The sequence below is a fragment of the Streptomyces brevispora genome (assembly GCF_007829885.1).
GTDB lineage: Bacteria > Actinomycetota > Actinomycetes > Streptomycetales > Streptomycetaceae > Streptomyces > Streptomyces brevispora.
Genome location: NZ_VIWW01000001.1, coordinates 5,856,043 through 5,867,601 on the forward strand (window position 1 = coordinate 5,856,043; position 11,559 = coordinate 5,867,601).

At 70.8% G+C, this 11,559-nt stretch carries 11 protein-coding genes and 1 pseudogene; 6 read left to right on the forward strand and 6 right to left on the reverse strand.

Going from position 1 to position 11,559, the window contains the following annotated elements; translation table 11 throughout:
- Nucleotides 1-30: 30 nt before the first annotated feature.
- Nucleotides 31-774, forward strand: coding sequence for a YoaK family protein (locus FHX80_RS26960; protein ID WP_145767521.1), 744 nt, complete (start codon nucleotides 31-33; stop codon nucleotides 772-774).
- 73 nt (nucleotides 775-847) lie between these two features.
- Here FHX80_RS26960 and FHX80_RS26965 read toward each other — a convergent pair whose 3' ends face one another.
- Entirely contained in the window at nucleotides 848-1,654 is an 807-nt protein-coding gene (locus tag FHX80_RS26965) for a helix-turn-helix domain-containing protein (RefSeq protein ID WP_145766566.1), read from the reverse strand.
- Nucleotides 1,655-1,704: 50 nt separating this feature from the next.
- Here FHX80_RS26965 and FHX80_RS26970 point away from each other — a divergent pair, with 50 nt between their 5' ends.
- Both FHX80_RS26970 and FHX80_RS26975 read left to right on the forward strand, forming a co-directional pair.
- Entirely contained in the window at nucleotides 1,705-2,010 is a 306-nt protein-coding gene (locus FHX80_RS26970) for a 4a-hydroxytetrahydrobiopterin dehydratase (protein WP_145766567.1), read from the forward strand.
- A 93-nt stretch (nucleotides 2,011-2,103) separates the two neighbouring features.
- The gene (locus FHX80_RS26975; RefSeq protein WP_145766568.1) at nucleotides 2,104-3,033 is read left to right on the forward strand and encodes a class I SAM-dependent methyltransferase; all 930 of its coding nucleotides are present in this window, start codon (nucleotides 2,104-2,106) and stop codon (nucleotides 3,031-3,033) included.
- A gap of 11 nt (nucleotides 3,034-3,044) precedes the next feature.
- Here the strand turns inward: FHX80_RS26975 and FHX80_RS26980 are convergent, their stop codons facing one another.
- From FHX80_RS26980 to fdhD, 5 genes and pseudogenes are all read right to left on the reverse strand, one after another.
- Nucleotides 3,045-3,521 carry an RICIN domain-containing protein gene (locus FHX80_RS26980; RefSeq protein ID WP_145766569.1) on the reverse strand — a complete coding sequence of 159 codons (477 nt, stop codon included), beginning with the start codon at nucleotides 3,519-3,521 and terminating at the stop codon, nucleotides 3,045-3,047.
- 85 nt (nucleotides 3,522-3,606) lie between these two features.
- Nucleotides 3,607-4,443 carry an aldo/keto reductase gene (locus FHX80_RS26985; RefSeq protein WP_145766570.1) on the reverse strand — a complete coding sequence of 279 codons (837 nt, stop codon included), beginning with the start codon at nucleotides 4,441-4,443 and terminating at the stop codon, nucleotides 3,607-3,609.
- 200 nt (nucleotides 4,444-4,643) lie between these two features.
- The gene (locus tag FHX80_RS26990; protein ID WP_145766571.1) at nucleotides 4,644-6,443 is read right to left on the reverse strand and encodes an AMP-dependent synthetase/ligase; all 1,800 of its coding nucleotides are present in this window, start codon (nucleotides 6,441-6,443) and stop codon (nucleotides 4,644-4,646) included.
- Nucleotides 6,444-6,789: 346 nt separating this feature from the next.
- Nucleotides 6,790-7,044, reverse strand: a pseudogene (locus FHX80_RS26995) (LysR family transcriptional regulator); the annotation flags it as partial.
- Between the two features lie 82 nt (nucleotides 7,045-7,126).
- The gene (fdhD, locus tag FHX80_RS27000; RefSeq protein ID WP_145766572.1) at nucleotides 7,127-7,975 is read right to left on the reverse strand and encodes a formate dehydrogenase accessory sulfurtransferase FdhD; all 849 of its coding nucleotides are present in this window, start codon (nucleotides 7,973-7,975) and stop codon (nucleotides 7,127-7,129) included.
- 335 nt (nucleotides 7,976-8,310) lie between these two features.
- Between fdhD and FHX80_RS27005 the strand changes: the two genes are divergently transcribed.
- From FHX80_RS27005 to FHX80_RS27015, 3 genes are all read left to right on the forward strand, one after another.
- Nucleotides 8,311-9,261: a beta-ketoacyl-ACP synthase III gene (locus FHX80_RS27005; protein ID WP_145766573.1), complete on the forward strand. Its 951-nt coding sequence runs from the start codon at nucleotides 8,311-8,313 to the stop codon at nucleotides 9,259-9,261.
- A 69-nt stretch (nucleotides 9,262-9,330) separates the two neighbouring features.
- Nucleotides 9,331-10,005, forward strand: coding sequence for a GntR family transcriptional regulator (locus FHX80_RS27010; protein WP_145766574.1), 675 nt, complete (start codon nucleotides 9,331-9,333; stop codon nucleotides 10,003-10,005).
- A 220-nt stretch (nucleotides 10,006-10,225) separates the two neighbouring features.
- Nucleotides 10,226-11,407 carry an ROK family transcriptional regulator gene (locus tag FHX80_RS27015; RefSeq protein ID WP_145766575.1) on the forward strand — a complete coding sequence of 394 codons (1,182 nt, stop codon included), beginning with the start codon at nucleotides 10,226-10,228 and terminating at the stop codon, nucleotides 11,405-11,407.
- The last annotated feature ends 152 nt before the right edge of the window (nucleotides 11,408-11,559 follow it).

An 11,559-nucleotide genomic window follows, 5' to 3' on the forward strand; every position in this document is an offset into this window, starting at 1 on the left:
TGATCAAACACCCTTGATCGGAGCGTGCCTGTGCCCGTCGTGCTGCGTGAGGCATGGACCACCCTCGTACCGGACATGAACGACCGGCACGGGCCGCTGCCGCCGCTGATGCTCGCCCTGACCGTTGTCACCGGGCTGGTCGACGCCGTCAGCTATCTGCAACTGGGCCGGGTCTTCGTCGCGAACATGACCGGCAATGTGGTCTTCTCCGGTTTCGCGTTCGCCGGAGCCCCCGGGTTCTCCCTGGCCGCCTCGCTCGTCGCCCTCGGCGCGTTCGCGGCCGGGGCGCTGGCCGGCGGCCTGATCGTCCACCACTCCCACGCCCACCGCGGCCGCATGCTGCTGCACGCGCTGTACGTCGAGACCCTGTGCGTACTGGCCGCGCTGATCGTCACGCTGATCTCCGGCAGCCCGTACGACGGCGGCGTGCGGTTCGCCCTCATCGTGCTGCTCGCCCTGGGCCTGGGCATGCAGAACGCCGTCTCGCGGGCGCTCGCCGTGCCCGACCTCACCACCACCGTGCTGACCCTGACCATCACCGGCATCGCCTCCGACGGCCGGCTCGCCGGAGGCGGTGGCAGCAGGGCCGGGCGCAGGACCCTCTCGGCCGCCGCCATGCTGGTCGGCGCCCTCGTCGGAGCCGTGGCCGTGCTGCACGGACATCCGACCCTGCCCCTGATCCTGGCCGTGGCGATCCTCGCGGTGGTGTGCCTGGCCGCGCAGGTCCTGGCGCGGGCGGTCGGTCCGTGGACCCTGCCCGTCGTCAAGAAGTGAGGGACCACTGGTCAGGTGGCCGAGCGAGCGGGCGTGCATCCCGCCGGAAGTGAGGAAGGGCAGACACACCTCGTCAGGAGGCGAGCGAGCGCAGATGGGCGGCGGTTTCCGCGTCGGCGGGCAGGAACGTCTCGATGGCCAGTTCCGCGACCGTCACGTCCATCGGTGTGTTGAACGTGGCGATGGACGCGATGAAGGAGAGCAGCCGGCCGTCCTGCTCGATCAGCAGCGGCAGCGCGAACGGCGCCGAGGACGAGGGCTCGTCCCACTCCTGAGGGTCGGTCCGCGGCTCCACCGGATAGCCGGCGACCTCCTCGTACAGCTCACGCAGCTCCGCCGAACGGACCAGGGCGATCTGACGCTCCATCTGCGCCAGCAGATCGGCCCGCCACTCCGGCAGATTGCGGATCCGCGGGGCCAGCCCCTCCGGGTGCAGGGTGAGTCGCATCGCGTTCAGCGGCGGCGCGAGCAGATGCTCCGCCACTCCGGCCGTCAGCCGGGCGATCCCCTGATTGGCCGCCACCACGTTGTACATCCCGTCGACGACGAGCGCCGGATACGGGTCGTACCCCTGAAGCAGCCGGTCCATCCCCTCGCGCAGCGCGCCCATGGCGGGGTCGTCGAGTGCGGTCTCCGTGTAGCGGGGGGCGTAACCGGCGACCACCAGCAGGGCGTTGCGTTCCCGAACGGGAACGTTCAGCTGCTCCGCCAGCCGCAGGAGCATCTCCTCGCTGGGGCGGGAGCGGCCCGTTTCGATGAAGGAGATGTGCCGTGCCGAGGAGTCGGCCCGCAGTGCCAGTTCCAGCTGGCTGATCCGGCTCCGCTCCCGCCAGCTGCGCAGCAGCGGCCCTACCCCCGTGTCAAGCGCGACAGTTGTCATACCGAGACCGTAACGTCACCGGCACCGGCCACGAATGAGGGAGCCCCCGTATGCCCGCCGCACCACTGCCACGGAACGAGATCGAGAACCGGCTGAGCGAACTGCCCGGCTGGACTCTGGAGGAGGACCGGATCACCCGCACCTACCGCCTCCCGTCGCACTTCGCCGCCGCCGGGTTCACCGTTCATGTCGCCCAGATCCAGGACGAGCTGAACCACCACTCCGATCTGACGCTCGGGTACAACACCGTCGCGCTCTCGGTGAACACCCACGACGCGGGCGGGAAGGTCACCGAGAGCGACCTGGCCCTCGCCGCCAGGGTGATGGCCGTCGCGCCGGGCCACGGGGCGCGGTAGGCCCGGCCGGCGAACCGTCAGGGCACGGCGCCGAAGGGTGGGTGCGCCGCCAGCCAGCGCTTGCAGCTGTCGCTGCGCGGTGAAGGTGTTCCCATGAGCAACGACACCCGTCACGGTCATCACCACGACAGCAGCCACGGCCACCGGCACGACGGCGGGCATGCCCACCACCACGACCCCGCCGATCTCGACTGGGACGCCATCGGCCCGCTGCTGGAGCAGAACGCCGAACTCAGCACCGGGCAGTACACGGAGGCGGCCCGCTGGATCGCCGGTCTGCCCGACGCCCCGAAGGTCCGCCGGGTCCTGGACGTCGGCAGCGGACCGGGCGTCATCGCCTGTCTGCTCGCCGAGGTGTTCCCGGAGGCGGAGGTCGTCGCCGTCGACGGCACCCCGGCCCTGCTGGAGCGCACCCGCGACCGAGCCCGGCGGCTCGGGCTCGGCGACCGCGTCACCACCCTGCACGCCGACCTTCCCGGCGACCTGGGACGCGCGGGGGAGGCGGACCTCATCTGGGCGGGCAACTCCCTGCACCACATGGGCGACCAGCGCGCCGCACTGGCCGGGTTCGCCGGGCTGCTGCGCCCGGGTGGCACCGTCGCGCTCGTCGAGGGCGGGCTGCAGCCGCGTCATCTCCCGCGCGACATCGGCTTCGGCCGGCCCGGTCTGGAGGAGCGGCTCGACGTGATCCATGCCGAGGTCTTCGGGCAGATGCGGGCGGATCTGCCCGACTCCAAGCGGGAGACCGAGAACTGGGCCGCCCTGTTCACCGCGGTGGACCTCGCCCCGCAGGGCACCCGCAGCTTCCTGCTCGACCTGCCCGCACCCCTCACCGCCGTGGCGCGGGACCATCTCATCGCCGAGTTCGCCCGCCGCCGCGACGGCCTCGCCGAGCGGCTCGACGCCGAGGACAACGCGATGATCGACCGGCTGCTCGATCCCGAGGACCCGGCCGGACTGCTCCGGCGCACCGACACCTTCCTGCTGATGGCCCGCACCGTTCACCTCGGCCGGAAGGCTTGAGCACGGCCGCCCTACGCCGCGCGGGACACCGGCTCCAGCCGCCACCACTGGCCGGGGGAGTCGGTGTCCTCCCACTGCTGGACGGACGCGCCCTTCGCCGTGCTGCCGTCGGCGACCTCGAGGACCAGGCCGCTCACGAAGCTGACCAGGGTGACCGTGCCCGGTGCCTCCAGATGCCGCTCGACCAGCCATTCCTGGGCGCCGAAGTTATTGGCCCGCCACTGCTGGACCACCGCGCCGTTCTCCGTCGAAGCGCCCCGCACGTCCAGACGTTTACCGCTGTGCGCGTTGACCACGTGGTGGAGCGCGGCGCCCTCGTGGACCGGGGTGAACTCCCATTGCTGGGCCGCCGTCCCGTTCTCCTCGTTCTGCTGCACCGGTGCGCCCCCGCCCTTCGCGGCGTCGCGCACCTCCAGCACCAGCCCGCTGCCGACATTGCGCAGCCGGTACGTCCCCGCCCCGACGACGGGCGCGGTGTCCCCGGTCATGGCCCGGTCCCTTCGTACGGCGAACCGCCGCCCGGCCGGCGGCCGGGCGGCGGTAACGGGTGGATCAGCGGTGAAACGTCACGGCTCAGGCGCCGACGTTGAACTCACCCGGGTTCGGGCCCAGACGCTTGCCCTCGTCCAGCGCCGCGAACGCGGCCAGGTCGTCGTCGTCCAGCTCGAAGCCGAACACATCGAGGTTCTCCACGATCCGCGACGGGGTCACGGACTTGGGGATCACCACATGGCCGGTCTGCAGGTGCCAGCGGAGCACCGCCTGAGCCGGTGTGCGGCCGTGCTTCTGCGCGACCGCGACGACCGTCGGGACCTCCAGGAGGCCCTTGCCCGATCCCAGCGGCGACCAGGCCTCGGTCGCGATGCCGTGCTTGGCGTGCAGTGCGCGCGACTCGGCCTGCTGGAGCTGCGGGTGCAGCTCGATCTGGTTGACCGCCGGGACCACGGAGGTCTCGCCGAGCAGACGCTCCAGGTGCTCGGGGAGGAAGTTCGAGACGCCGATGGCCTTCGCGCGGCCTTCGGCGTAGATCTTCTCGAACGCCCGGTACGAGTCCAGGTACGCGTCCTTCGCCGGAACCGGCCAGTGGATCAGATACAGGTCGACGTAGTCGAGGCCGAGCTTGTCCAGCGAGGCGTCGAAGGCGCGCAGCGTCGAGTCGTAACCCTGCTCGGTGTTCCACAGCTTCGTGGTCACGAAGAGCTCTTCGCGGGCGACACCGGAGGAGGCGATGGCCTTGCCGGTGCCCTCCTCGTTCTGGTAGATCGCGGCGGTGTCGATGCTGCGGTAACCGGACTCGATGGCTGTGGCGACCGCCTTCGCGGCCTCGTCGTCCGGCACCTGCCAGACTCCGAAACCGAGCTGGGGCATCTCGACGCCGTTGTTGAGGGTGAGGGAGGGGACCTGGCTCACGAGCGGTCGATCCTTACGTTGATGGGTGGGACTCGAAACGTCGCGGATGGGACTCGAAACGTTGCGGGTGGAACGCGAGCTTCAACGATCAAGACGGCCCGCGCATTCCCGTCTCCGGGCCGGTTCTCCCGGAACGGTACTCCCGGCGGGATCCACGAGGTGGGCAATCCGGGCGAGCCGACCCGGTCCCCTGCGCACGCTCAGCGGTACAGCGCGTTCACCTCGGCCGCGTACGCGGTCTCGATCGCCTTGCGCTTCAGCTTCAGCGACGGTGTCAGCAGGCCGTGCTCCTCGGTGAACTGATGCGCCAGAATCCGGAACGTGCGGATCGACTCGGCCTGGGACACAGCCGTGTTCGCGGCCACCACCGCACGCCGGACCTCCATCTCCAGATCCGGGTCCCGCACCAGTTCACCCGGCGACATCCGCTGCCGTCCCTGCATGGCGAGCCAGTGCTCCACGCCCTCCTGGTCCACGGTGACCAGGGCCGCGATGTAGGGCCGGTCGTTGCCGACCACGATGCACTGCGCCACCAGCGGATGCGCCCGCACACGCTCCTCAAGACCGCCCGGCGAGACGCTCTTGCCGCCGGACGTCACCAGGATCTCCTTCTTCCGCCCGGTGATCGTCAGATAGCCGTCCTCGTCCAGCGCCCCCAGGTCCCCGGTGGCCAGCCAGCCGTCGTTCAGCACCGCGTCGGTGGACTTCGGGTCGCCCAGATACCCGGAGAACACATTGCCGCCGTGCACCCAGATCTCACCGTCCTCGGCGATGTGCACCGTGGTGCCGGGGATCGGCTGCCCGACCGTGCCGTACCGGGTGCGCTCCGGCGGATTGGCGGTGGCCGCAGCGGTCGACTCGGTCAGCCCGTACCCCTCGTACACCGTGACACCGGCACCCGCGAAGAACAGCCCGAGCTGCCGCGCCATCCCCGAGCCGCCGGACATGGCGTGCCGGATCCGGCCCCCCATCGCCTCGCGCACCTTCCTGTACACGACCTTCTCGAAGAACTGGTGCTGCATCCGCAGCCCGGCGGACGGGCCGGGACCCGTTCCGAACGCCCGCGCCTCCATTGCCTCGGCGTACTTCACCGCGATGTCCACGGCCTTGTCGAACGGCCCCGACCTGCCCTCCGCCTCGGCCTTGCGGCGGGCCCCGTTGAAGACCTTCTCGAAGATGTACGGCACCGCCAGGATGAACGTGGGGCGGAAGGTCACCAGGTCCGGCATCAGCGCCTTCGCGGACAGCTCCGGCTGGTGGCCCAGCTTCACCCGGCCGCGGATCGCCGCGACCTCCACCATCCGCCCGAACACGTGCGCCAGCGGCAGGAAGAGCAGGGTCGAGGCCGCGTCGCCCGGCCGGGAGTGGAAGACCGACTCCCAGCGTGATGCCATCGTGTCCGTCTCGAACATGAAGTTGGCGTGCGTGATCACACAGCCCTTGGGCCGCCCCGTCGTGCCCGAGGTGTAGATGACGGTCGCCACCGAGTCGGGCGTCACGGCACGCCGGTGCCGGTGCACCACCTCGTCGTCGATATGGGTGCCCGCGTCGGCCAGCTCGGCCAGGGCGTCGGCGTCCAGCTGCCACAGCCGCTTCAGCCGGGGCAGCTTGTCGATGACCGACGCGACCGTCATCGCGTGGTCCTCGTGCTCGACCACCACAGCGCAGACATCGGCGTCATGGAGCATCCAGAGGACCTGCTCGGCCGAGGACGTCGGATAGACCGGCACGGACTGCGCGCCGACCGCCCACAGGGCGAAGTCGAAGAGGGTCCACTCGTAGCGGGTGCGCGACATCAGGGCGACCCGGTCGCCGAACCGCACGCCGTGCGCGATCAGTCCCTTGGCCAGTGCGAGCACCTCGTCGCGGAACGTCGCAGAGGTGACATCAAGCCATCGTCCGGACGCGTCCTTGCGACCGAGGGCGATCCGGTGCGGATCCTCCTCCGCATAGTCGAAAACGACATCCGCGAGCCCGCCCACGTGGGGCGCGGCAGCCATGGGTGGGACAGTGAACTCGCGCAATGACCTGCTCCTCGTGGCGCTCCGCACAGCGCCGTGACGCTACCCCACCGAGCGCCTTCGCGGGAGAGTCCGAAGGCGCCGGTACAACGTGGCATCTGCACTGGTCAGCGGCTGAAATCCGGCCAGATGGGCAAGGCTCGGGCGCGCTTCCGACCAAGGAGTAAGTGGCTCGCGCGGGAATCTCCACCGAATCTGTACGCCGCGATCACTGCCGTTCCGGACGGTTACGGGGGATTGATCCGCACCTGCCCGGCCTGACCGGGTTGGGCCGCCCGGGCCGGGACCGCCGCGTACCGTCCATTCTCCCCCTCGCCCGCACGCGTCATGCGCCGTCCCGCCCACCGATCGCGCCGAGCCCGCCCGGCGGGCGGATCAGCCGGTCGCCGCCCGCCAGGATCGCCGCCGCGAGCGCGTCCGCGGCCTGCTGCGCACCGTCCCGGCGGCGGCCGTGCAGCAGGACGAAGTCCACCTCGCCGAGCTCCGGCAGTCCCGCCCTGGCCGCCACCGGGGCCAGACCGGGCGGGACCAGACCCCGGCTGTGCGCCATCACGCCGAGCCCCGCATGGGCGGCCGCGAGCCGTCGTCGTGGGCGGCGACCGGTCGGGGCGGGGGCGCAACCCGTCGGCCGGGCCCAGGACCGGTGCGGCGGGCGGGACGCCTCAGCTCCGGACGGTCGTCGCCTCCAGGGCGATGCGGTGCTCACCCGCGTACACGTTCATGGAAGGGCCCCGCAGGAAGCCGACCAGGGTCAGGCCGGTCTCGGCCGCCAGGTCGACGGCGAGGGACGACGGCGCTGACACGGCCGCCAGCATCGGGATGCCGGCCATCACCGCCTTCTGCGCCAGCTCGAAGGAGGCCCGCCCCGAGACCAGCAGGATCGACCGGGACAACGGCAGCCGGTTGTCGGTGAGGGCCCGGCCGACCAGTTTGTCGACCGCGTTGTGCCGGCCCACGTCCTCCCGTATGTCCATCAGCTCGCCCGTTTCGGAGAACAGCGCCGCCGCGTGCAGCCCCCCGGTCCGGTCGAACACCTGCTGCGAGGCGCGCAGCCGGTCGGGGAGGGCGGCCAGCAGCGCCGGCTCGACCCGGATGGGGGGAGTGTCGGCGACGGGGTGCCGGGTCGTGGTGCGGACCGCGTCCAGGCTGGCCTTGCCGCACAGCCCGCAGGAGGACGTCGTGTAGACGTTGCGCTCCAGCGTGATGTCCGGGACCACGACGCCGGGCGCGAGCCGCACGTCCACCACGTTGTACGTGTTGACGCCGTCGGCCGTCGCCCCGGCGCAGTACACGATCGACTGCACCTCGTGGCCCTCGACGAGCACGCCCTCGCTCACCAGGAAGCCCGCCGCCAGCGCGAAGTCGTCGCCCGGGGTGCGCATCGTGATGGCGAGCGGCTTCCCGTTCAGCCTGATTTCCAGGGGTTCCTCGGCGACGAGGGTGTCGGGGCGGGTGGAGACGGCCCCGTCCCGGATGCGGATGGTGCGGCGGCTCTCGGTGACCCGTCCCATGACCGTTGGACCCGATTCTGTGCGTGTCGGAAGCCGAAGCGGCTCTTGATGCGGTGGTTGCCGTGGGTCGCCGGGTTGTGGTGCGGCGAGGCGACCTCGGCCGTCTCATTGTCCTGCACATGGAGCGATGCGGTAGCGGTGCAACGGTGCGAGGAGTAGTTGGGGACACGCCGAGTCGACAGAATATTGTCCACAATGTGTCGGAAGGGCGGTCGAGGCTGTCGTCAAGCCTCCAATCGTCGGCCGGGAATCCTGTGGGATCACGTGCCTCTGTACCCGGCGGTAGCGACCAAGACTGGATGGTTCCTGCCATATGTAGCGAGGGGAACCTGAATATGACCGGCACACGTGTCGTGGCGCTCGGCCACTATCAGCCCGCCAAGGTGCTCACCAACCATGACCTGGCGGCCATGGTCGACACCAGTGACGAGTGGATCACCAGCCGCGTCGGCATCAAGACCCGTCACCTCGGTGGCCCCGACGAGCCGGTGGACGAGCTGGCCGCGCACGCGGCGGCCAAGGCGCTCGCCGCCGCCGGTCTGCAGCCCGTGGACATCGACCTGGTCCTGGTCGCCACCTCCACGGCGATCGACCGGTCGCCGAGCATGTCGGCCAGGGTCGCCGCCCGCCTCGGCATGACGTCGCCCGCGGTGATGGACATCAACGTGGTCTGTTCCGGTTTCACTCACGCCCTCGCCACCGCCGACCACGCCGTGCGCGCGGGCGCGGCCACCCGTGCGCTGGTGATCGGCGCCGACAAGATGGGCGACATCGTCGACTGGACCGACCGCTCCAGCTGTGTGCTGATGGGTGACGGCGCCGGTGCGGCCGTCGTGGTCGCCGACTCCGGCATGGCCGGCCGGCCCGGGATCGGGCCGGTGCTGTGGGGTTCCGTGCCCGGTATGGGGGACGCGGTACGGATCGAGGGGACGCCGCCGCGCTTCGCCCAGGAGGGGCAGTCGGTCTACCGCTGGGCCACCACCCAGCTGCCGCCCATCGCCCGCAAGGTGTGCGAGAAGGCCGGAATCACCCCCGAGGATCTCGCCGCGGTGGTGCTGCACCAGGCCAACCTGAGGATCATCGAACCGGTCGCCAGGAAGATCGGCGCGGTCAACGCCGTCATCGCCCGGGATGTCGTGGATTCCGGCAACACCTCGGCCGCCTCGATCCCGATGGCCCTGTCCAAGCTGGTGGAACGCGGCGAGGTCGCCAGCGGTGCTCCGGCGCTGCTGTTCGGCTTCGGCGGAAATCTCAGCTACGCGGGTCAGGTGATCCGCTGTCCCTGAGGGGGCCTTGCGCTCGGTAGACTGTAGACGATAAGCAATTGCTCGTCGTTTCGGAGGGGGACCGCGACCTTGTCCACAGGACTGCCGCAGGGGGCTGTACCGAAGCTGGAACGGCCCGGTCCACTGCGCGAGCGTGTCTACGAGGCGCTGCTCGAACTCATCACCACGCGTGCGCTGCGCCCCGGCCAGCACCTGGTGGAGAGCGAGCTGGCCGGTCACCTCGGGGTGTCCCGGCAGCCGGTGCGCGAGGCGCTGCAGCGGCTCAACACCGAGGGCTGGGTCGATCTGCGGCCCGCCCAGGGCGCGTTCGTCCATGAACCCACCGAGCAGGAGGCGGACCAGCTGCTATCGGTCCGCATGCTCCTGGAGGCCGAGGCCGCCCGGCTCGCCGCCGCCAACGCCGGTACGGCGGGCATCGCCGCCCTGGAGGAGCTGTGCGTCAGGGGTGAGCGGGCCGTCGCCGACGACGACGTGGACCTGGCAGTCGCGACCAACGCGGCCTTCCACGCCAAGGTCATGGAGCTCGCGGGCAACGTCGTACTCGCCGAGCTGGCCGGCCAGGTGGACCGCCGGGTCCGCTGGTACTACACCCCGGTCGCCCGCCGGCGCGGCACCCGGTCCTGGATCGAGCACCGCTCCCTGATCGCCGCGATCTCCTCGCACGACGAACAGCAGGCCACGGCGATCATGCGGGCCCACACGGAACACACCCGCCGGAGCTACCACCAGCGCGAAGAGAGCTGATCCCGCGCCCGTCCATGCCCTCGAAAGCCGGCTGAGGAGTCGACCCGCCCGGCGATCGGGGGCATCTTCGTGCCCGCCGCCCACACCCCTTTGTCCTCAGGGTGGAGAAAGTTGTGGTGGATTCCTGCGCAACTTCTTCCCACTCCGGTCAAGCGCTGCTACGTTCCCCTCCAAAGCCCGACGGACAGGCCGATGTGGCGGGGAGGGGCGCGTGAGACGTATGACGGCACGACCCGCGAATGCACATCAGGCGCGACTGCTCCGGCTGTTGCGCGACGGCGGGCCCAACTCACGGGCGCAGCTGGGGGATCAGGTCGATCTCTCCCGCTCCAAGCTCGCCGTCGAGGTGGACAGACTGCTGGAGACCGGCCTTGTCGTGGCCGACGGACTCGCCGCATCCCGCGGCGGGCGTCGCTCGCACAACATCCGGCTCGCCCCGGCACTGCGCTTCCTCGGCGTCGACATCGGCGCCACATCGGTCGATGTGGCGGTCACCAACGCGGAGCTGGAGGTTCTGGGTCACCTCAACCACCCCATGGACGTACGCGAAGGACCCGTCGCCATCTTCGAGCAGGTGCTGTCCATGGCGGCCAAGCTCCGGGCCTCCGGGCTCGCCGAAGGGTTCGACGGCGCGGGCATCGGCGTACCGGGACCGGTCCGCTTCCCCGAGGGGATCCCGGTCGCACCGCCGATCATGCCGGGCTGGGACGGCTTCCCGGTCCGCGAGGCGCTCAGCCAGGAGCTGGGCTGCCCCGTGATGGTCGACAACGATGTGAACCTGATGGCGATGGGGGAGCAGCACGCGGGCGTCGCCCGCTCCGTGGGCGACTTCCTCTGCGTCAAGATCGGTACCGGCATAGGCTGCGGCATCGTCGTCGGCGGAGAGGTCCACCGCGGTACGACGGGCAGTGCGGGCGACATCGGCCACATCCAGGTCGAACCGGACGGGCGCCCCTGCGCCTGTGGCAACCGGGGCTGCCTGGAAGCACACTTCAGCGGCGCCGCACTGGCCCGCGACGCCGAGGACGCGGCCCGTGCCGGACAGTCCACGGAGCTCGCGGCCCGGCTCGCGGCGGCCGGGAAACTCACCGCCGCCGATGTGGCCGCCGCGGCGGCCGCGGGCGACGCCACCTCGCTCGACCTGATACGCGAAGGCGGCAACCGGGTCGGTCAGGTCATCGCGGGACTCGTCAGCTTCTTCAACCCCGGTCTGGTGGTGATCGGCGGCGGGGTGACCGGACTGGGTCACACCCTGCTGGCCAGCGTCCGGACCCAGGTCTACCGGCAGTCACTGCCGCTGGCCACCGGCAACCTTCCCATCGTGCTGGGCGAGTTGGGACCCGCCGCCGGAGTGATCGGCGCGGCCAGGCTCATCAGCGACCACCTCTTCTCACCGGCCTGACCCCGCACCACCGGCCCGCTCACCGGGCCACAGCACCGTGCAAGAGCCGCGCACCACGCATCTGATCGTTCTCCCGTCCGATCCTCTTCCCGCCGGACCGATCCTCGGCCGGCCGGCAACACAGCACTGCCCCGAGCCAGCGGCCGGGGTCC